The sequence below is a fragment of the Plantibacter flavus genome (assembly GCF_002024505.1).
Lineage (GTDB): Bacteria > Actinomycetota > Actinomycetes > Actinomycetales > Microbacteriaceae > Plantibacter > Plantibacter flavus_A.
Genome location: NZ_CP019402.1, coordinates 3238097 through 3258815, shown reverse-complemented (window position 1 = coordinate 3258815; position 20719 = coordinate 3238097). Strand labels below are relative to the sequence as shown.

The window sequence follows — 20719 nt, the reverse complement described above, 5'->3', positions numbered from 1 at the left end:
CGAGGGCCTGCCTCATCCGAAGGGATGAGGGCCGGTCCGCCGTCGGCCCGACCGGATCCGGGCGGCGCGGACGAGGTGGAGGCAGCACCGCCCGGACGAGAGTTGTCGGAGCGCATCATCCGATGCCGAAGCACGAACAACCCAGAGGAACACCATGAAATCGTCACGCACCGCACGCCTCGGCACCATCGTCGCCGGACTAGCCGTCCTTGGAACCTTGACCGCCTGCACCGGCCCCGCCTCGCCGACGACCGCGACCTCGGCGTCGCCGGTGGCCGAGGCCGCGGAATCCCGGACCGTCGAGCTTCCGCGGCTGTCCGCCGACGCAGCATTGGAAGCTGCGACCGCCGCGCTGGACTCGTGTCGAGCGAGCGGGGTCGGGTTCGTCACCGTCTCCGTCGTCGACCGCTTCGGTCAAGTGCAGGCCGTGGTCCGCGGTGACGGCGCTGCGGAGCACACCCTCTCGGCGTCGGCCGAGAAGGGATACACGGCGGCGGCGTTCGGAGCCAACACCTCCGAGCTGACGGAGCGCCTGCCGGAGGGCGGCGGGGCGACGCTTCGCGACCTCGAGGGGACGCTGTTCCTGGCAGGCGGGGTGCCGATCAAGGTCGGTACGGCGACGATCGCGGGTATCGGCGTCGGTGGGGCCCCGGACGGCATGGTCGACGAGGGTTGTGCGGCGGCGGGCGCTGCGGTCCTGGCGGAGGACGCGGCGAGCTGACGGTCGGCTCACCGGAACGCGAACGCCCGTTCGCCCACGTTTGGGCGAACGGGCGTTGCGTCGCCCGAAGATGGGCGAATGGAGGGCTAGCTGGCTGTGCGACGGCGACGCGCGAGCAGCACCGAGGCGAAGCCGACGAGGCCGAGGAGCAGCGCGACGAGCCCGACGCCCGATACGTCCACGCCCGTGCGCGACAGCGAGTCGGCGCCGGCGGCCGAACCACCCGAGGGGGAGCTCGTGCCGTCACCGCCACCGGCCGTGCCACCACCGGAGCCGGTGCCAGGACCGGTCCCGGGGTTCGTCCCCGGGTCGGTTCCGGGATCGGTCCCCGGGTCCACCGCGGCGGCGAGCACCGTCACCGGCGTGGACGTCGTCTCGACCGGCGCGAAGCCATCGGCCGCGACCGTGACCCGCACTGCGAGTGCCGCACCAGCGCTGCCGGTGGGCGGCGTGAACGTCGCCGTGTCGGCCCCGTCCACGACCTCGTCGTCGAGCAGCCACGCGTAGACGACGGCCGCGTCCTCCGGGTCCACGACGACTGCCGCGGTCGTCGGCACGCCCTCGCGGGCCGTGCTCGACAGCGTCGCGGTCGCGACCGCCGTCCGGGCGAAGGTGATGGTCGTCGACTGCGTGGTCGCCCCGTCAGCCGCCGTCACCGTGATGACGACCCCGTCGGTCGCGTCAGCCGCAGCGCGAGCAGCAGCCGCCGGTGCCGCTTCGAGTGCCTCGATCGTGACCGTCGCGTCGCGGTCGGCCGGGATGGCGTCGACCACCGGGTCGGCGGACCCTGCCAGCGGCACCTCGTACTCGAGGACGCCGGCATCGAAGCCCTCGACCGGCGTGCCGTTCACCCGCAGCGCGGCGAGGCTCGCCTCGGTCGCTACCGACGGTGCGAGCGCGTAGATCTCGACCTCCGAGACGACCAGGTGGGTGTTCGCGTACGCCGTCATCACGACACGGACGGCACTCGTCGTGACGCCACCGAGGTCGACGTCGACGATCGGAGCCGTCCCATCGGTCGGGACCGGCACAGCGACCGCACCGCCCGGAGCGTCGACCCACGCGCCGTCGGCGTCGCGGACCTGCACGGTCAACGCACTCGGCCAGCTGTTGGTGCTCCCGTCCTTGTAGGCGTAGAAGGTGACGTGCTCGATCGTGTGCTCACCGCCGAGCTCGTAGCTCAGGGTGTCGCTCGCCGGCTTGTTCGACGAGCGCCAGTTCGACCAGCCCTTGTCGTTCCGCACACCGTTCTTCGTGTTGCTCGCGGGGTAGCCGGACTCGGTGGACGTCGCACTCGCGACGGTCGTGGCGTCCGGCGCGATGTTCCGCTCGCCGGGCGCCGTGACGATGATCGACAGGAGTGCATCGATCGGTGCCGCGGCCGGGTCGTTCGAGGCAGCCGCGCCGCGCACCTGCACCACACCGGTGTCGGCGAGGTCGGCGTCGTCGAGGGTGCTGAAGTCCCACGTGACGGCCGTGTCGAAGCGGTTGCTGCTCGCGCCGATCTGTGCCGGGACCGTCGTCGGTGCCGCAGCGACGACGGCGCTCGCCGGAGACCCTGCCGCGACCGTCAGGGAGACCGGCTCGGTGGTGGTGAAGCCGCCGATGTCGACGGTGGCCAGCGCGGCGAACGCCGCACCCCACCCGTCGGTGCCGGAACCGTTCACGACGACCGTGCCCGGCGTGTTCCAGTCCACGGCCGCGGTGTCCCAGGTGACGGGCACCGGAGCGCCTTGGACCGCGCCGTACAGCGGCACCACGGTCGTGGGCAGCGCCGCCGGAACACCGGCGACGGTCTGCACGGTGACCGGCTGCACACCCGTGAGGGCGGTGTCGACGAAGTTCCAGGTCTGGTTCGCGCCGTTGTTCGACTGGTAGACGCCCACGGCGGCGCCCGTGGTGGTGGACTGCCCGCCGACCTCGAGGGCCTGGCTGGTGCCGACGTTCACGAGGCTCCAGGCGGAGCCGTCGGTCGTCGTCGGGATCCACTGCAGCGAGGGGTCGGCCGCAGCCTGTTCCCGCGTCGCAGCGACGAGCGAGGTGCCGGCGGAGTTCGCGGAGAGGAGTGCACCGGACGAGCTGCGGACGGCGTAGCGGTCGGTGTTCGTGCCGCCACCCGAGAGTCGCTCGGCGGTCCACACCTGCGCCGCACCGGTCGTGGCGTCGGAGGCACGCGGGGTGATCGTGCCGGCCGGGACGGTCCCGGTCGTGGTTGCGGCGGTGAACGCCTTGGCGCTCTGCTTGCCGACGAGCTGGTAGGCGTGCCCGTCCTGGAACGGTGCCGCATCGGCTGCGACACCGGTCGCACCGTCGACGAGGAAGGTGGTGACCGACTTCGCCGGGACGGTGAGTGTCGCCTGCTTGGTCACCGGGTCGATCGACACGGCGTCGCCCTGCACGAGTGCGTTGGCGGTGACGTCGTCCGCGGGGGACTCCGTCGTCACGATCGGCGTGACCGTCGCGCCGGGAGCGATGTCCGCGAACTTCGACAGGTCGATCGTGATCGTCCGAGCCGAGGTCGACGGGTTGGCGTGCACGAGGGTCGCACCGGTGCCGTCGGCACGGAGCGCTGTGGTGGTCTGCGCGTCGGTGGAGGGGATGAGGTGGTCACCGGGCTGCACGTAGTGGGTGAAGTTGCGGAGCGTGTTGTACTTCGCGTTCGTCTTCACGGAGCAGCTCGGGTCGGCGTCGCCGTCGGCGATACGTCGCTCGGAGTCGCCCTCGGCGTTGCAGTCGAAGTCGATGAGGACGCTGCCCCAGTTGAGCTTCTCGACCTTCTCCATGTTGTAGAGGTCCTCGACGGGCTGCCAGAGCACCCACGCGGTCGGCTCCAGGTTGCGGAGGTCGTCGATGAGGTGCGTGGCCATACCGATGCCGTTGTCGATGTTCGTGAGGTTGTGCTTGCCGCTGGAGTCCCAGTTGCCCTCGACCTCGCTCATCCACAGCGGCTTGCCGGCGGTCTTCGCGATGTCTCGTGCGACGACGCTGCCGCCCTGGCCGTAGCTGTGGACGTTGAGCTGCGTGACGAGGTCCTTGGCGGTCTGCGACCAGCCGTTCCAGTTCGTCGCGAAGATGCCCGGGTTCGTCTCGTCCATGGCCGCGATGACGGCCTCGGTCGAGGTGCCCTCGGCCGCGAGGCGCTCGGCGAGGGCCTTGATGACGGTGTCCTGCATGGCCGGGCCGATGTGTGCACCCTCCTGGCGTCCGCCCTTCGGCCAACCGGTGGCCTCGTCGATCTGGGTGCCCCAGTAGTTCGTGTTCGGCTCGTTGAAGGGGTCGATGGTGTCGAAGTCGACACCGGTGTCGGCCTCGAGGTGGTCGACGACGGTGGTGAGGTAGGCGACGAAGTCGTCGACGCTCTCCGGCTTCAGCTGCTCGTCGGCGGCGTTGAAGTTGCCCGACGCGTAGCCGCTCTCGGTCATGAAGTACGGCGGGGAGTTGCTGAACGCCTCCCACTTGGTGATCTTGTCCTTGAGTGCCGTGAGCCACCAGCGCTGGGTCTCGTCGGCGTCGAAGTCGTAGGAGGCCGGGTCGTCGGCGTCCCAGGCGGCGGCGTAGCGGTCGCGGTCGGCGTAGTCGGAGGTGATGGGGCCGTCGGCGTCGCTTGCTGCGAGGTCCGGGTTCCACCAGCCGTCGACCGCGCCGCCGGCCCGCAGGTAGGGCGGGACGTCGCTCGCGTTGCCGCCACCGATGTTGTAGCGCGCGATGTTGAGGTTGAGGCCGTCCTCGCCGAACACCTTGTCGAAGAGGTCCTGGCGGACGTCCGCAGGGTAGTCGCCCGTGGCGTTGGCGAACCAGACGAGGCTCGTTCCCCAGCCTTCGAACGCCTCGTTCTGGTAGGCCGGGTTGGGGGTGATGGTGAGGGGAGTGCTCTCCGCGGCGGCCGCGGGTGCGGCCTCCACGGTGGCGAGTGCTGGTGCGATCGCGGCGATGCCGAGGGCGACGGCGACGGTCGCTCCGATCGTTCGTCGGCGGACTGGTGACGGCAGTGTCATCGGTGGTTCCTTCGTTGGAGGCCGTGGTGCAGGGGATGTTCACGTGAACATTCGGCGGCGTCGAACCACCGTGTTCACGTCAACATTTCCGACGAGTATGGGCGACCCCTCGCTCGGGTGTCAAGCGATGGCCGGTCGCTCAACCCGTCGAAGTGCGGCACATCGTCGTTCCTCGGTGGCGCGGACGACGAACTGCCTCGCCTCAGTGCGCGGGCGGGGGAGCCGTGCTCGCGCGGACGACGAGGGACGTCGGCGTGAGGGGCTCGGTGGAGAGCTGCGGGCCCTCCTCGATCTCGCGGAGGAGGGTGGTGATCGCCCGGCGTCCGATCTCGTCGAAGTCCTGATGCACCGTCGTGAGCGGAGGCCAGAACGAGTCCGACTCCGGGGTGTCGTCGAAGCCGACGACGCTGATCGACTCCGGGACCGCACGCCCGCGCTCGTGCAGGGCGCGCAGGAGTCCGAGCGCCATCTGGTCGTTCGACGCGAACACGGCCGCGATCTCCGGGCGCTCGGCGATCTCGAGGCCGATCTCGTACCCCGAGGTCGTCGACCAGTCGCCACGGAACGCGGGCGGCGGCGTGATGCCGGCCTCGCGCAGCGTGTCGGCCCAGCTCTGCTCGCGACGAGCCGCCGAGTACGAGGTGCGGGGGCCGGCGATGTGCCACACGCCCTGGTGTCCGAGGTCGAGCAGATGCTGGGTGGCGAGCGCCGCGCCCTGCGCCTGGTCGTTGTCGACGACCGGGTAGTCGGTGCGTGCCGCGGAGTCGATCACGACGACCGGCAGGCCGGAGGGGAGTTCGACGTCGGCGCCGTCGACGATGTGCGACTCGATGACGATGATGAGTCCGTCGACGTCCTGCTCGCGGAGGCTGTCGAGTGCGACCGCGACGTCGCGTTGCGTGGGGTACTCGACGGGGACGACCGTGACCGAGTAGCCGGCCCGTGCGGCCTGGACCGTGATCGCGTCGAGCGTGCGCATGTTGCCGTAGGAGGAGAGCGTGAACATCGTGATCCCGATGCTGCGGGTGCGCCCCGATCGCAACGCTCGCGCGGCCTTGTTCGGGCGGTAGCCGAGCTCGGTCATCGCCTCGAGCACGCGGTCGCGGGTGCCGTCGTCGACGTTGGTCAGGCCGTTCGCGACGCGGGAGACGGTCTGCGAGGAGACGCCGGCGTGCGCCGCGACGTCCGCCATCGACGGTGCTCGCCTGGCGCGGCCAGGCGCTCTCCGGGTGGTGTCCGTCATGGTCTCCCTATCGTCGCATCCATCCTTGCATGTTGACGTGAACATGCTATGGTACCGATCAGATGTTGACGTAAACATCCATCGCGATCCCTCCCCGCACGGCTCCACCGCACGACGGTTCCGCCCGAATCCCAGCAAGGAAGCTGCCCATGACCACCACGACCGCTCGCACCGGCCGGCCACCAGCGGTCCGTGTCCACCGACGCGACCGCCGGGATTGGAAGGGCTGGGCGTTCATCGCCCCCTTCATGATCGTCTTCGCGCTGATGATCATCGCCCCGCTCGTCTACGCGCTCTACCTCAGCTTCTTCCAGGAGAAGCTCATCGGCGGCAACGCTTTCGTCGGTTTCGAGAACTACGCCCAGGTCCTCCAGGACCCGAAGTTCTGGGAGCCGTTCGGTCGCGTCGCACTGTTCTTCGTCGTGCAGGTGCCGATCATGCTCGCCCTGTCGCTCACCGCCGCGCTCGCGCTCGACAGCGCCAGGCTCCACGGCGCCGCCTTCTTCCGCATCGCGCTCTTCCTGCCGTACGCCGTCCCGGGCGTCGTCGCGGCGCTCATCTGGGGCTTCATCTACGGCGACCAGTTCGGTCTCGCCGGCAGCTTCAACGACCTCGTCGGCGCCCAGATCCTCGAGCCGTTCAGCTCCCAGGCCGTCCTCGCCTCCATCGGCAACATCGTGACGTGGGAGTTCATGGGCTACAACATGCTCATCTTCTACGCCGCCCTCCGCGTCGTGCCCGGTGAGATCTACGAGGCGGCCGAGATCGACGGGGCCGGACAGTTCCGCACCGTCTTCAGCATCAAGATCCCCGCCCTCCGCGGAGCCCTCGTCATCGCGACGATCTTCTCCGTCATCGGCTCGTTCCAGCTCTTCAACGAGCCGAACCTGCTGAAGAACCTCGCGCCCAACGTGATCACGAGCAACTTCACCCCGAACATGTACGCCTACAACCTGTCCTTCGCCGGCCAGCAGTTCAACCTCGCGGCGACGGTCGCGATCATCATGGGCGTCATCACCGCCGTCATCGCCTACGTCGTGCAGGTGCGCGGCTCCCGACAGGAGAACAGCTGATGGCCACCGTCTCGAACCCGACCGTCCGTCCGCAGACCGTGTCGACCAGGACCGCCCGCAACCCGCGTGCCTTCGACCGGCCCACCCGGAAGCGCCACGACCCGCGCCGCAAGCGCTCGATCGTCCTCACGATCGTCATGGCCGTCTTCCTCATCTACTCGGTCGTCCCGATCCTGTGGCTCGTCATCAACGCGACGAAGTCCCAGCCCGACCTCTTCACCTCCTTCGGCCTCTGGTTCGGCGACGGCGGGTTCAACCTCTGGCAGAACATCGTCGACACCCTCACCTACCGCGACGGGCAGTTCGTCGGCTGGTTCGGCAACACACTGCTCTACGTGGTGGTCGGTGCCGGTGGAGCGACGCTGCTCGCCACGATCGGCGGCTACGGCCTCGCCAAGTTCCGATTCCCCGGCAAGCGCGCCGTCTTCGCGATCATCCTCGGCTCCATCGCGGTGCCGGGCACGGCGCTCGCCGTCCCGACCTTCCTGATGTTCAGCCAGCTCGGCCTCACGAACACGCCGTGGGCGGTCATCCTGCCCTCGCTCGTCAGCCCGTTCGGCCTGTACCTCATCTGGACGTACGCGGTCGACGCGGTCCCGACCGAACTGCTCGAGGCCGCCCGCATGGACGGCGCGGGGGAGTTCCGCACCTTCTTCACGATCTCCCTGCGACTCCTCGGCCCCGGCATCGTCACGGTGCTCCTCTTCGCGATCGTCGCGACCTGGAACAACTACTTCCTGCCGCTCATCATGCTGTCGGAGCCCACCTGGTATCCGCTCACCGTCGGCCTCAGCCAGTGGAGCGCCCAGGCCACCGGTGTCGCCGCGCAACCGATCTTCAACCTCGTGATCACCGGATCGCTCCTGACCATCGTCCCGATCGTCATCGCGTTCCTCTTCCTGCAGCGCTTCTGGCAGTCCGGCCTGAGCGCCGGCAGCGTCAAGGGCTGATCCCCGCCGTTCCCAACCCGCACCACCGCATCACCAACCGGTCCCTGAGCCTGTCGAAGGGCACCACCTCCGCCCTTCGACAGGCTCAGGGACCGGGGCATCACCTCCTCCTCCCAACGCAGTGAAAGGAAACACCCATGAAGCGCATCTCACCGTCTCGCACGGTTCTGCGCCGCGCGGCCACGGCGGCCGTCGCGTCCGCGATGATCGGAGCCTCGCTCGTCGCCTGCTCGTCCGGCGGCGGCAGCACCGCCTCGGGCGACGCCAAGGACATCGAGTCCGCCCTCGAAGCCGGTGGCGAGATCACCTACTGGTCCTGGACGCCCTCCGCCGAGGCGCAGGTCGCCGCGTTCGAGAAGGCCTACCCCAAGGTCAAGGTCAACCTCGTCAACGCCGGCACCAACACCACCGAGTACACGAAGCTGCAGAACGCGATCAAGGCCGGTAAGGGTGCCCCCGACGTCGCGCAGGTCGAGTACTACGCCATCCCGCAGTTCGCGCTCAGCGACTCCCTCGTCGACCTCAACGCCTACGGCTTCGGCGACCTGAAGGACGACTACAGCCCCGGCCCGTGGAGCTCCGTCAACATCGGCGACGGCCTCTACGCCCTCCCGCAGGACTCCGGCCCCATGGCCATGTTCTACAACAAGACGGTGTTCGACCAGTACGGCATCGCCGTGCCGACCACCTGGGACGAGTACATCGCCGCAGCCGCACAGCTGCACGCGGCCGACCCGTCGAAGTACATCACCAACGACTCCGGTGACTCCGGCTTCGCGACCAGCATGATCTGGCAGGCCGGTGGACGTCCGTTCACCGCCGACGGCACCAAGGTGAGCGTCAACCTCGCCGACGAGGGCTCCAAGAAGTGGGCCGACACCTGGAACCAGCTCGTCGAGGGCGACCTGCTCTCCGACGTGCCCGGGTGGAGCGACGACTGGTACAAGTCGCTCGGCAACGGCAGCATCGCGACGCTCATCACGGGCGCCTGGATGCCCGGTGTGCTCGAGTCGTCCGTCGCCGAGGCCTCCGGCCAGTGGCGCGTCGCCCCGATCCCGACCTACGACGGCAAGCCCGCCAACGCCGAGAACGGTGGCGGTGGCCAGGTCGTGCTGAAGCAGAGCAAGAACCCGGCGCTCGCCGCGGGCTTCCTCAAGTGGCTGAACAACGACGAGGACAGCGTCAAGGTGTTCCTCGACAACGGTGGCTTCCCGGCGACGACCGCCGACCTGAACTCCGACGCGTTCCTCTCCGCGGCTCCCGAGTACTTCGGCGGCCAGAAGATCAACGAGGTCCTCGTGCAGGGCGCGAAGGACGTGTCGACGGGTTGGCAGTACCTGCCGTACCAGGTCTACGCGAACAGCATCTTCGCCGACACCGTCGGGCAGTCCTACGCGAACAAGGCCGACCTGAACGACGGTCTCGCCGACTGGCAGAAGCAGCTCGTCGAGTACGGCAACACGCAGGGCTTCACGGTCACCGAGAAGTAGCCGACCGGCACCTGTCGCACCAGCACCATCGACCGCGGCCGGTCGGAGGGTCCTCCGGGATCCGCTCCGGCCGGCCGTGGTCGCTCCATCCGCACCCCTTCATCACGGAGCCCCAGCATGCCCACCTTCTCCATCGGCGACGACGACTTCCTGCTCGACGGTCAGCCGTTCCGGATCCTCTCCGGAGCCCTCCACTACTTCCGGGTGCACCCCGAGCAGTGGGCGGACCGCATCGCGAAGGCGAAGCTCATGGGCCTCAACACCATCGAGACCTACGTCGCGTGGAACCAGCACAGCCCCGAGCGCGGCGTGTTCGACACCACGGGCGTGAACGACCTCGAACGTTTCCTCGGCCTCGTCGCCGACGCCGGTCTGTACGCGATCGTGCGTCCCGGCCCCTACATCTGCGCCGAGTGGGACAACGGCGGCCTCCCCGGCTGGCTGCTGCACGACCCCGAGCTCGGCCTCCGTCGCAGCGAGCCCCGCTACCTGGCCGCCGTCCGCGAGTACTTCGAGGCGCTGCTGCCGATCATCGCGCCGCTGCAGATCGACCGCGGCGGTCCCGTCATCCTCGTGCAGGTCGAGAACGAGTACGGCGCCTACGGCGACGACCACGACTACCTCCGGACGCTGACCGCGTGGACCCGCGAGCTCGGCATCTCGGTGCCGCTGACGACCGTCGACCAGCCCACACCCGAGATGCTCGAAGACGGGAGTATCCCCGAACTCCACAAGACCGCCTCCTTCGGCAGCCGCTCGCTCGAACGCCTCGCGACCCTGCGCGAGCACCAACCGACCGGGCCGCTCATGTGCTCGGAGTTCTGGGACGGCTGGTTCGACCACTGGGGCGAGCACCACCACACGACGCCCGTCGCGGAGACGGCAGCGGACCTCGACGCGCTCCTCGCGGCCGGCGCGTCCGTGAACATCTACATGTTCCACGGCGGCACGAATTTCGGGTTCACCGGCGGCGCGAACGACAAGGGGCAGTACCGCTCGCACGTCACCTCCTACGACTACGACGCGCCCCTCGACGAGGCGGGCCACCCGACGGAGAAGTTCTTCGCCTTCCGCGACGTGATCGCGAAGTACGCCGAGGTGCCGACGGAGATCCCGCCGGCTGCGACGGATGCCCCGGCGTTCACCGCGTCCTTCGAGCAGGAGGTCCCGTTCGCGGACGTGGCCGACGAGATCGCACCGCTCCAAGTGTTCGACCGGATCCCCACGATGGACGAACTCGGAGCGTTCAGCGGTCTGGCGCGATACCGGGCGTCGCTCGGTGGACGCGGCGGGGTGCTCCGGTTCGCCGAGGTGCGCGACCGCGTGGTCGTCTCCGTCGACGGCGTGCCGGTCGGCGCGCTCACCCGCGAGTTCAAGGAGCGGTCGATCGTGATCCCGGCGGGTGAGACGCTCGAACTCCTCCTCGAGAACCAGGGCCGCGTGAACTACGGCAAGCGCCTGGGGGAGCCGAAGGGGATCATCGGGCCCGTGTCGCTCGACGGCGTGGAACTCACGTCGTGGGGCATCGCCCCCGTGGCCCTCGACCGACTCGACGCCGTCGTGGACGCCGCAGCCACGCGGACGTCCGACGACACGATCAGCGGTGCCGGGCCGGTCCTGCTCACCGCCACCGTCACGCTCGACGCGCCCACCGACCTGTTCCTCGACACCGCGGCCTGGGGCAAGGGACTCGTCTGGGTGAACGGCTTCCTGCTCGGCCGCTACTGGTCGCGGGGGCCGCAGCACACGCTCTACGTCCCCGGCGGCCAGCTCCGTGCCGGGGAGAACCGCTTCACGGTGTTCGAGTTCCATGCGCTCACGACGCCGACGCTCTCATTCCTCGCCCGCCCCTCGCTCGGCCCGACCGAGTTCTAGCCGCCCACGATCCGGTCGGCGTCGCCCGCACAGACGCGGCGCCGACCGCACCACCCGGTCCCTGACCCCTGTCCCGGTCCCTGATCCCGACCTCGGTCCCTGAGCTGAACCCCGGTCCCTGACTCCAACCCCGGTCCCTGAGCTTGTCGAAGGGCACCAGGATGGCCCGTTCCCCGCGTCGCGCCAGGCTCGAACCCTGGTCCCGATCGAGGAGTCCGATCCCCGACTCCGATGTCGGGGGCGACGGCTACCATTGGTGGGTGGTCACAGCTCTGTATCGCCGGTATCGGCCCGAGACGTTCGCCGACTTGATCGGTCAGGCGCAGGTGACCGATCCCCTCATGACGGCCCTGCGCACCAACCGCGTCAACCACGCGTATCTGTTCAGTGGTCCTCGCGGCTGCGGCAAGACGACGTCCGCGCGCATCCTCGCCCGCTGCCTCAACTGCGCCGAGGGCCCCACCGACACCCCGTGCGGCGTCTGCGCGAGCTGCGTCGACCTCTCCCGCGACGGCTCCGGCTCGCTCGACGTCGTCGAGATCGATGCGGCCAGCCACAACGGTGTCGACGACGCCCGCGACCTCCGCGAGCGCGCCATCTTCGCGCCCGCGCGCGACCGCTACAAGATCTTCATCCTCGACGAGGCGCACATGGTCACCCCGCAGGGGTTCAACGCCCTGCTGAAGATCGTCGAGGAGCCGCCGGAGCACGTGAAGTTCATCTTCGCGACGACCGAGCCCGACAAGGTGATCGGCACGATCCGCTCCCGCACCCACCACTACCCGTTCCGGCTCATCCCGCCGGCGCAGATGCTCGACTACGTCCAGCAGCTGTGCGAGAGCGAGCACGTGGGTGTCGAGGCCGGTGTACTGCCGCTCGTCGTCCGGGCCGGTGGCGGTTCCGCCCGCGACACGCTGTCCTTGCTCGACCAGCTCATGGCCGGCTCCGAGGGTGACTCCGTCGACTACGAGCGCGCGGTCGCCCTGCTCGGCTACACCCACACGGCCCTGCTCGACGAAGTGGTCGACGCCCTGGCCGCCCGCGACTCCGGTGCCGCCTTCAGCACCGTCGACCGCGTCATCCAGACCGGCCAAGACCCACGCCGCTTCGTCGACGACCTGCTCGAGCGACTCCGAGACCTCATCGTCGTGGCCGCCACGGGCGAGAACGCGGCGGCGGTCCTCCGCGGGCTCCCGCAGGACGAACTCGACAAGATGCTCGCCCAGGCGCGGGCGTTCGGCATCGCCGAGCTGTCCCGCACGGCCGACGTCGTGAACGAGGCGCTCACCCAGATGACGGGTGCAACGTCGCCCAGGCTTCACCTCGAGCTCATGATGGCGCGCATCCTCGTGCCCGCAGCCGACGACTCCGCTCGCGGTGCATTGGCCCGAGTGGAGCGGCTCGAGCGTCGCATCGGTGTCGACGGTGCTGCCGCCGAGGGCGGTCAGGCCGCGGTCTCGGCGCAGCCCGTGGTCGCCGACCGCGCTCCGGCCCCTGCCGGCGCGGCCCCGCGAGCACGGCGGCGAGCTCCGCCCCGGCTCCCGCCCCGGCCGCCGCCTCGACAGCATCTGTGGCACCCGACCGTCGACCGGCGCAGGAGTCCGACCACGCGCAGACCGCCGCACCGACCCCCGCAGCCCCTCGCGTCGGCCCGGTCACCCTGCAGCACATCCGCGACGCCTGGCCCGAGATCGTGGCGCAGGTCGAGAAGGCCGACCGCAAGGCGTGGATGATCGTCGTCAACACCCAGGTCGGCGGGTACTCGGACGACGACGTCCTCACGCTCGTGTTCGCGAACAACGGCGACCTCAACGACTTCAAGGCACGTCATGCGCCCGGCACCGGTGTCGCGGAGGTCCTGCGCACAGCGGTCCTCGACGTCCTCGGCGTGCGGGTGAAGTACCTCGCCAAGGTCGCCGGTGCCGACGAGCCGCCGGCACCGCGGGCCACTGCGCCCGCCGTCGGCGCTCCGTCGTCGGAGTCGTCCGCCTGGTCGACCCCGAGCCTGCCGCAGACCGTCCCCGCCCCGCTGCCCCGTCGTCGTCCGACGGCAGCGGCGGGTCGGGAGCCCGCTCGTCGTGGCCCACCGTCGCACCAGCCGGCGGCGAACCCGCTTCCGCTGCGCCGGTCGACGCCGAGCCGTCAGCTGTTGCGCCATCGGCACCCGCCTCGTCGGTCGCCGCGCCGGCCGAGGAGCAGACCTCCGTCTCCGCCTCCTCGTGGGCGACGGTCGCGCCGCCGCCGGCCGACGAGCCCGAGCCGTCCTCGGTCCCAGAGCCTGTCGACGGGCACCCCCCGGCCCCTGAGCCTGTCGAAGGGCCCGCGCCCGCCTCGTCGACGCAGCCGTCTCCGGTCCCTGAGCCTGTCGAAGGGCAGCCCGGGCGACCCGCCGGATCCGGAGCCCCCGGGACGCCGGCCGGCTCACCCGCGCAGCGGCAGCCGACGGCCCCGCCGCGCCAGCAGGCACCCGCCCGAGGCCCGTCCAACGGCGACGCGCTCGGCTCGCGCACCGTCACCTGGGACGTCGTCTCGATCCCGTCCGACGACGACGCACCGCCGCCGGACGACGAGCCGCCCTACCCCGACCCGTTCGAGTCGTCGGCTCCTGCTCCGTCCTCTGCTTCCGGCGCGCCGTCCGCAGCGCCCGCCGGCTCCCCGCAGGCCGCACCGCATGCGGCGCCGGTCGCCGAGCAGCGTCCGCAGCCCCCGGTCCGGATGCGCCAGGCGCCCCCGGTGCCGACGTCCCACCCCGCGGGTGACAACCGGTACGGCGAGAGCGTCGTCCGCGAGCTCCTCGGCGCGACATTCATCGAGGAGCAGCCGCACGAGCCGCGCTCCGGAGGGCGGTAGGCCATGTACGAGGGAATCGTCCAAGATCTGATCGACGAGTTCGGGCGGCTGCCCGGCATCGGTCCGAAGTCGGCGCAGCGCATCGCGTTCCACATCCTCCAGACGGAGTCGTTCGACGTGTCGAAGCTCGCCGAGCTGCTCACCGTCGTCCGCGAGAAGGTCAAGTTCTGCGAGATCTGCGGCAACATCTCCGAGCAGAACCTCTGCAGCGTGTGCCGCGACCCGCGTCGCAACCCGGCCCTGATCTGCGTCGTCGAAGAACCGAAGGACGTCGTCGCCATCGAGCGCACGCGTGAGTTCCGCGGCTTCTACCACGTGCTCGGCGGCGCCATCAGCCCGATCGACGGCGTCGGACCCGACGACCTGAACATCCGGCGCCTCATGCAGCGCCTCGCAGACGGCACCGTCACCGAGGTCATCATCGCGACCGACCCGAACCTCGAGGGGGAGGCGACCGCCACCTACCTCAGCCGACTGCTCCTCCCGATGGGCATCCGCATCACGCGCCTCGCTTCCGGCCTCCCCGTCGGCGGCGACCTCGAGTACGCCGACGAGGTCACCCTCGGTCGTGCCTTCGAGGGTCGCACCGTCGTCAGCGGCTGACCACCCCGCCTCCTCGCCCGCCCCTCCACCCCTCCCTCTTGCCATCGGCCCTTTCTCAGGAGTCGTCCGGTGTGTCGGGGCTGGTGGGTTGCGCCGTGCCGAGGGACTCCTGAGTCAGGGCAGCTGGGCGCGCCTCAGGCGTCGGCGGAGGGCGCCGGCCACTCGGCGACCACCGGACGGGCCGACAGCTGCCGGCCGATCGCGGAGAAGCCGAGCTTGCGGGCGACGGCGCGTGAGCCGGGGTTCGTGTCGGCGGCGCGCCACTGGGGGAGGAGCCCGGCCGCGAGGGCATGCTCGACCGCGGTCGAGGCCAGCCTGGTCGCGAGACCGGTCCCGCGAGCCTCCGGGGCGGTCAACGCCGTCACGTGCGCGACACCCAACGGCCATGACCGGTAGCCGGCGACGGCAAGGACCCGACCGTGCTCGCGCACCGAGAACAGCGGCGAGGTGATGCCGAAGATCCCGCTCTCCGAGGCCTCGTCATCGCCCACCTTCGACAGCAGCGACTCGATGGCCGGGTCGCTCGCCTTGCTCGCCACCACGTCGATCTCCTCGGCCGGTCGGAACCGCCCGGGCAGCAGGTAGTCGAGCGTCGCCGGCCCGAGGACCTCGGCGACCTGCACGCGCGAGCGGAGGAACTCGACCGTCCCGACGCTCCTCGGTGATTCGTCCTCGATGGCGAGTCGCCTGGCGGTGTCCTCGTCGGGCACGATCGCGAGGGCGCTTCCGTCGATCTCGACGACGCCGATCCATCCGGGCGGGCACGCCATCGAGCCGGCGTTCACGACGACGGCGACGCGGCCGGCGGAGAACCGCGCGGTCGGCGAGGCGAGCCCCTGCCAGAGGCGTCGCACCGTCGCGAGCACCCGCGCGTCTTCCTGCTGCATAGGCCAACCCTACCGAGGCACACCCGCCTCCCCACCGTAGGAGATCGGCGCGACAGCAGGACCGAACGGGCCGAAGCGTCCTGTCGCGGGGCGGATCTCCTTCCCCGGAGCGGGTGAGGGTGCCCTTCGTCACATGAACGGCGCGGAATGCCCGGATGGGTAGGATGATCGCTGGGCCGCTCGTGCCCGCACCGACTTCCCCAGGAGATCCGATGGCATTGATCGTGCAGAAGTTCGGCGGGTCCTCCGTCGCGGACGCCGAGAGCATCAAGCGCGTGGCGAAGCGCATCGTGGAGACCCGCAAAGCGGGCAACGAGGTCGTCGTCGCCGTCTCGGCGATGGGTGACACGACCGACGAACTGCTCGACCTCGCCCACGAGGTGACGCCCATCCCGGCGCCCCGCGAGCTCGACATGCTGCTGTCCAGCGGCGAGCGCATCTCGATGGCACTCCTCGCCATGGCGATCAGCAGCATGGGCTACGTCGCACGCTCCTTCACCGGCAGCCAGGCCGGTATGATCACCGACGCCCAGCACGGTGCAGCGCGCATCGTCGACGTCACCCCCGTGCGCCTGCGCGAGGCCCTCGACGACGGCGCCATCGTCATCGTCGCCGGTTTCCAGGGCTTCAACCGTGACACCCGCGACATCACCACGCTCGGTCGTGGCGGCTCCGACACCACGGCCGTCGCGCTCGCCGCAGCCCTCGACGCCGACGTCTGCGAGATCTACACCGACGTCGACGGCATCTTCACCTCCGACCCCCGCGTCGTCCCGAAAGCCCGGAAGATCGACCGCATCTCCAGCGAGGAGATGCTGGAGCTCGCGGCCTCGGGTGCCAAGGTCCTCTACATCCGCGCCGTCGAGTACGCACGCCGCCACGGCGTGACGCTCCACGTCCGGTCGTCCTTCAACAACAACGAAGGCACGCTCGTCCTCAACGACGCGGGCCGCAACAACCCAGGAGCAGGTGAGGCACCCATGGAGCAGCCCATCGTCGCCGGAGTCGCGACCGACCTCAGCGAAGCCAAGATCACCGTCGTCGGTGTCCCCGACCTGCCGGGCAAGGCGGCGGAGATCTTCACGATCGTCGCGAAGTCGGGCGGCAACGTCGACATGATCGTCCAGAACGTGTCGACCGCCGTCTCCGGCGTCACCGACATCTCGTTCACCTTGCCGAAGCCCGAGGCGCAGCAGGTCCTCCGCGCGCTCGCGGCGGAGCAGGAGCGGGTGGGCTTCTCGGCCATCCAGCACGACGACCAGATCGGCAAGCTCGCCCTCGTCGGTGCCGGCATGCGCACGAACACCGGCGTCTCGGCGAAGCTCTTCGAGGCGCTCAGCGCAGCGGGCATCAACATCGAGATGATCTCCACCAGTGAGATCCGCATCTCGGTCGTGACGCGTGCCGACACCCTCAACAAGGCCGCGAACGTGGTCCACTCCGCGTTCGGTCTCGACGGCGAGGACGAAGCCGTCGTCCACGGTGGCACCGGCCGCTGAGCCCGCCCGTCGGCAGGCTGAGGAACGACCCTTCGACAGGCTCAGGGGCCAGAGCCTGGCCGATCCTGATGCAAGATGGTTCACAACAACCCCTGAAACCAGAGGAATCCCCATGAGCAACGGTGTACGTGTCGGTGTCGTCGGAGCGACCGGTCAGGTCGGCAAGGTCATGCGCCGCCTGCTGGAGGAACGTGAGTTCCCGATCAGCGAGATCCGCTTCTTCGCGACGGCTCGCTCGGCGGGCACGACGCTCCCGTTCCGTGGCCAGGACATCGTGGTCGAGGACGTCGAGACGGCCGACCCGAGCGGCATCGACATCGCCCTGTTCTCGGCCGGCGCGACCGGCTCCCGCACGCAGGCTCCGCGGTTCGCCGCTGCCGGTGCGCTCGTCATCGACAACTCGAGCGCGTGGCGGATGGATCCCGAGGTCCCGCTCGTCGTCAGCGAGGTGAACCCGCACGCCATCAAGGACGCGGTCAAGGGCATCGTCGCGAACCCCAACTGCACGACCATGGCGGCCATGCCGGTCCTCAAGGTCCTCGACGCCGAGGCCGGGCTCACCCGCCTCATCGTCAACACCTACCAGGCCGTCTCCGGGTCCGGGCTCGCCGGCGCGGCTGAACTCGCCGGCCAGATCGAGGCCGCGGTCGCCCAGGGCGACCTCACCCGACTCGTCCACGACGGTTCGGCGATCGAGTTCCCGGCTCCCGACAAGTACGTCGCCCCGATCGCCTTCGACGTCATCCCGCTCGCCGGCTCGATCGTCGACGACGGCCTCGGCGAGACCGATGAGGAGAAGAAGCTCCGCAACGAGAGCCGGAAGATCCTCGAGCTCCCCGAGCTGCTCGTGTCGGGCACCTGCGTACGCGTGCCCGTGTTCACCGGGCACTCGCTCGCCATCAACGCCGAGTTCTCGCGCGACCTGTCGCCGGAACGTGCGATCGAGCTGCTCCGTGACGCTCCAGGCGTCCAGCTGTCGGACGTTCCGACGCCGCTCGAGGCCGCCGGTGCGGACCCGTCGTTCGTGGGGCGCATCCGTCCCGACCAGAGCGCGCCGGCCGGCAAGGGCCTCGCGCTGTTCATCTCGAACGACAACCTGCGCAAGGGTGCGGCCCTCAACGCGGTGCAGATCGCGGAGATCGTCGCCGCCGAGCTGCTCGCACAGCCCGCAACGGTCTGACCGGCCCTCCCTCCACCCGATCGAGGACGACGACATGGCCCGCCAGCGACCACGCCTGCGCCGACGGTGGTTGGCCGCGTTCATCGCGGCCGCCATCGCCGTCACCGCGGTGATCACCGTGAGTGGCCTGCGTGCCGATGTCCAGCAGACGACGGTCGCCCGCGCCGACACCTCCGGGTCCGAGGTCGCCGTCGGACCGCTCGTCGCGTTCTACGGCGACTCGTACACGAAGGGGTCGGCAGCGTCGTCGCCGGCCGCCCGTTGGTCCTCGCTCGTCGCGAAGGCCGAGGGCTGGACGGAGTACAACGCCGGCTACCCGGGTCTCGGGTTCGTCCGAAAGCGCGACAAGGTCGGCGATGTCACGGCCGACGTCATCGCGCAGCACCCCGAGGTCCTCATCGTCGCGCTCGGCATCAACGACAACTTCGAGTGGACCGGCAACGAGCAGGCGATCCGGGAGGCGATCCTGCCGGAGTTCCAGCGGCTGCGCGACGGGCTGCCCGGCACCCGCATCATCGTGGTGGAGCCCTGGTGGTACACCGCTGAGCGACCGGCCTCCGTCGAACAGATCATCGGATGGGTGCACGACGCCGCCGACACCATCGGGGCCGACTACATCCCCGGGGCGTCGCACTGGCTGGACGAGGACCCGGCGACGTGGATCTCCGCCGACGGCCTCCACCCGAGCGACGCCGGGTACGCGCACCTCGCGCAGCGCATGCTCGAGGAGCTCGACGCCCTCACCCCCGCGCTCCCCGGACGCTGACCCGGCGGTCGTGCAGTCGGGCCGAAGTGTCTCGACATCGAGCGATCTCACAGCATGCGATCAGCGACAGCACGCGGGTGGAGAGCTCGGGCCTCGCCGCGACTAGACTGCTCTGGTGACTGAAACCATCGACGTAGCCCTCATTGGTGGTGGCATCATGAGCGCCACGCTCGCCGCCCTCATCCACCAGGTGCAGCCTGACTGGAAGGTCGAGGTGTACGAGCGCCTGAGCGACGTCGCACTCGAGAGCTCCAACCCCTGGAACAACGCCGGGACGGGCCACGCCGCGCTGTGCGAGCTCAACTACATGCCGCAGGACGCCCACGGCCACGTCGACCCGGCGAAGGCCATCGGCATCAACGAGCAGTTCCAGCTCAGCCGTCAGTTCTGGTCGCACCTCGTCGAGGAGGGCCTGCTCGGCGCACCCGACACCTTCATCAACCCGACCCCGCACATGACGTTCGTGCGCGGCGACAAGGACGTCGAATACCTGCGGAAACGCTACGAGGCGCTGAAGGATCAGCCGCTCTTCGCCGGCATCGAGTTCTCGGAGGACCCGGCCGTCATCGCCGAGTGGGCTCCATTGCTCATCAACCGGCGTGCCGTCGGCGAACGCATCGCGGCCACCCGGATCACCGCGGGCACCGACGTCGACTTCGGTTCGCTCACGCACAAGCTCTTCGGCGCGGCGCCGAACGCCCACGTCCGCACCAACCACGAGGTCCGGTCGCTCAAGCGGTTGAAGGACGGCACCTGGCGCATCCGAGGCCGTCAGACGCTCGGACGATCACCGATGGAGATCAACGCCCGCTTCGTCTTCGTCGGCGCCGGCGGATGGGCGCTCAAGCTGCTGCAGAAGTCCGGGATCCCCGAGATCAAGGGCTACGGCGTCTTCCCCATCGGTGGGCAGTTCCTCCGCACCGACAACCCCGCGGTGGTCTCGAAGCACCAGGCCAAGGTCTACAGCCAGGCCTCGGTGGGGGCCCCGCCGATGTCGGTCCCGCACCTCGACACCCGCGTCGTCGACGGTCAGGCGAGCCTCCTCTTCGGCCCGTACGCGACGTTCAGCCCGAAGTTCCTCAAGCGCGGATCGATGCTCGACCTCGTCACCCAGGTGCGCCCGCACAACCTCCTCCCGATGCTGGCGGTCGCCAAGGACAACCCGAGTCTCATCACGTACCTCATCGGGCAGCTCCTGCAGTCCCGCAAGCAGAAGATGGACAGCCTCCGCGAGTTCCTGCCGACGGCGAAGGACGAGGACTGGTACCTCATCGAGGCCGGGCAGCGAGCCCAGGTCATGAAGAAGGACAAGGCCAAGGGCGGCGTCCTGCAGTTCGGCACCGAGGTCATCACGGGTGCGGACGGCACGATCGCGGGACTGCTGGGCGCTTCGCCCGGCGCATCGACGGCCGTGCCGATCATGCTCGACGTCCTGCGCAAGTGCTTCCCCGACAGGATGACCGCGTGGGAGCCGAGGCTCCGCGAGATGATCCCGACCTACGGCTCGACGCTGAACGACGTCCCCGAGACGGCGGCGAAGGTGCTCGAGAGCACCGCCGAGGCCCTCGACATCTCGCTGTAGCCCCG

Annotated in this window: 14 protein-coding genes; 11 read left to right on the top strand and 3 right to left on the bottom strand. The window is 69.8% G+C overall.

The window, feature by feature from the left end; translation table 11 throughout:
• Positions 1-154: 154 nt before the first annotated feature.
• Positions 155-721 (top strand): heme-binding protein, encoded by a 567-nt coding sequence (locus BWO91_RS15005; protein WP_079003139.1) that lies wholly within the window; start codon positions 155-157, stop codon positions 719-721.
• 86 nt (positions 722-807) lie between these two features.
• On the opposite strand, the gene BWO91_RS15000 is transcribed toward BWO91_RS15005, so the two are convergent.
• Both BWO91_RS15000 and BWO91_RS14995 read right to left on the bottom strand, forming a co-directional pair.
• Positions 808-4716: a glycoside hydrolase gene (locus BWO91_RS15000; RefSeq protein ID WP_079003138.1), complete on the bottom strand. Its 3909-nt coding sequence runs from the start codon at positions 4714-4716 to the stop codon at positions 808-810.
• Positions 4717-4918: 202 nt separating this feature from the next.
• Complete coding sequence (locus tag BWO91_RS14995; RefSeq protein ID WP_079003137.1) at positions 4919-5959, bottom strand: LacI family DNA-binding transcriptional regulator; 1041 nt, start codon at positions 5957-5959, stop codon at positions 4919-4921.
• A 149-nt stretch (positions 5960-6108) separates the two neighbouring features.
• Between BWO91_RS14995 and BWO91_RS14990 the strand changes: the two genes are divergently transcribed.
• The 6 genes from BWO91_RS14990 to recR all read left to right on the top strand — a co-directional run bounded on the left by BWO91_RS14990 (position 6109) and on the right by recR (position 14800).
• A complete protein-coding gene (locus BWO91_RS14990; RefSeq protein WP_064296050.1) occupies positions 6109-7032 on the top strand; it encodes a carbohydrate ABC transporter permease in 924 nt (307 codons plus the stop codon).
• Positions 7032-7982, top strand: coding sequence for a carbohydrate ABC transporter permease (locus BWO91_RS14985; protein ID WP_064296051.1), 951 nt, complete (start codon positions 7032-7034; stop codon positions 7980-7982). The genes BWO91_RS14990 and BWO91_RS14985 overlap by 1 nt, the downstream gene beginning before the upstream one ends.
• A gap of 137 nt (positions 7983-8119) precedes the next feature.
• Positions 8120-9472: an ABC transporter substrate-binding protein gene (locus tag BWO91_RS14980; protein WP_064296052.1), complete on the top strand. Its 1353-nt coding sequence runs from the start codon at positions 8120-8122 to the stop codon at positions 9470-9472.
• Positions 9473-9589: 117 nt separating this feature from the next.
• Entirely contained in the window at positions 9590-11347 is a 1758-nt protein-coding gene (locus BWO91_RS14975; RefSeq protein ID WP_079003136.1) for a glycoside hydrolase family 35 protein, read from the top strand.
• Between the two features lie 260 nt (positions 11348-11607).
• A complete protein-coding gene (locus tag BWO91_RS20260; protein WP_240555530.1) occupies positions 11608-13080 on the top strand; it encodes a DNA polymerase III subunit gamma and tau in 1473 nt (490 codons plus the stop codon).
• Between the two features lie 1120 nt (positions 13081-14200).
• The gene (recR, locus tag BWO91_RS14965) at positions 14201-14800 is read left to right on the top strand and encodes a recombination mediator RecR (RefSeq protein WP_056014479.1); all 600 of its coding nucleotides are present in this window, start codon (positions 14201-14203) and stop codon (positions 14798-14800) included.
• Positions 14801-14934: 134 nt separating this feature from the next.
• On the opposite strand, the gene BWO91_RS14960 is transcribed toward recR, so the two are convergent.
• On the bottom strand, positions 14935-15687 hold the full coding sequence (locus BWO91_RS14960; protein WP_064296091.1) for a GNAT family N-acetyltransferase: 753 nt from the start codon (positions 15685-15687) through the stop codon (positions 14935-14937).
• A gap of 212 nt (positions 15688-15899) precedes the next feature.
• Between BWO91_RS14960 and BWO91_RS14955 the strand changes: the two genes are divergently transcribed.
• From BWO91_RS14955 to BWO91_RS14940, 4 genes are all read left to right on the top strand, one after another.
• Positions 15900-17186, top strand: a complete 1287-nt coding sequence (locus BWO91_RS14955; protein ID WP_064296092.1) for an aspartate kinase — start codon at positions 15900-15902, stop codon at positions 17184-17186.
• Positions 17187-17298: 112 nt separating this feature from the next.
• Positions 17299-18366 (top strand): aspartate-semialdehyde dehydrogenase, encoded by a 1068-nt coding sequence (locus BWO91_RS14950; RefSeq protein WP_079003135.1) that lies wholly within the window; start codon positions 17299-17301, stop codon positions 18364-18366.
• Positions 18367-18400: 34 nt separating this feature from the next.
• Positions 18401-19132: an SGNH/GDSL hydrolase family protein gene (locus BWO91_RS14945; RefSeq protein ID WP_079003134.1), complete on the top strand. Its 732-nt coding sequence runs from the start codon at positions 18401-18403 to the stop codon at positions 19130-19132.
• 115 nt (positions 19133-19247) lie between these two features.
• On the top strand, positions 19248-20714 hold the full coding sequence (locus BWO91_RS14940; RefSeq protein WP_079003133.1) for a malate:quinone oxidoreductase: 1467 nt from the start codon (positions 19248-19250) through the stop codon (positions 20712-20714).
• Positions 20715-20719 lie beyond the last annotated feature (5 nt).

Excerpts from the sequence above, each read along its gene's own strand:
- BWO91_RS14980 (WP_064296052.1), top strand. The coding sequence starts at position 8,120 with ATGAAGCGCATCTCACCGTCTCGCACGGTTCTGCGCCGCGCGGCCACG.
- BWO91_RS14975 (WP_079003136.1), top strand. The coding sequence starts at position 9,590 with ATGCCCACCTTCTCCATCGGCGACGACGACTTCCTGCTCGACGGTCAG.
- BWO91_RS14950 (WP_079003135.1), top strand. The coding sequence starts at position 17,299 with ATGAGCAACGGTGTACGTGTCGGTGTCGTCGGAGCGACCGGTCAGGTC.
- BWO91_RS14995 (WP_079003137.1), bottom strand. The coding sequence starts at position 5,959 with ATGACGGACACCACCCGGAGAGCGCCTGGCCGCGCCAGGCGAGCACCG.
- BWO91_RS14955 (WP_064296092.1), top strand. The coding sequence starts at position 15,900 with ATGGCATTGATCGTGCAGAAGTTCGGCGGGTCCTCCGTCGCGGACGCC.
- BWO91_RS14945 (WP_079003134.1), top strand. The coding sequence starts at position 18,401 with ATGGCCCGCCAGCGACCACGCCTGCGCCGACGGTGGTTGGCCGCGTTC.
- BWO91_RS14960 (WP_064296091.1), bottom strand. The coding sequence starts at position 15,687 with ATGCAGCAGGAAGACGCGCGGGTGCTCGCGACGGTGCGACGCCTCTGG.
- BWO91_RS14985 (WP_064296051.1), top strand. The coding sequence starts at position 7,032 with ATGGCCACCGTCTCGAACCCGACCGTCCGTCCGCAGACCGTGTCGACC.
- BWO91_RS14990 (WP_064296050.1), top strand. The coding sequence starts at position 6,109 with ATGACCACCACGACCGCTCGCACCGGCCGGCCACCAGCGGTCCGTGTC.
- recR (WP_056014479.1), top strand. The coding sequence starts at position 14,201 with ATGTACGAGGGAATCGTCCAAGATCTGATCGACGAGTTCGGGCGGCTG.
- BWO91_RS15000 (WP_079003138.1), bottom strand. The coding sequence starts at position 4,716 with ATGACACTGCCGTCACCAGTCCGCCGACGAACGATCGGAGCGACCGTC.
- BWO91_RS15005 (WP_079003139.1), top strand. The coding sequence starts at position 155 with ATGAAATCGTCACGCACCGCACGCCTCGGCACCATCGTCGCCGGACTA.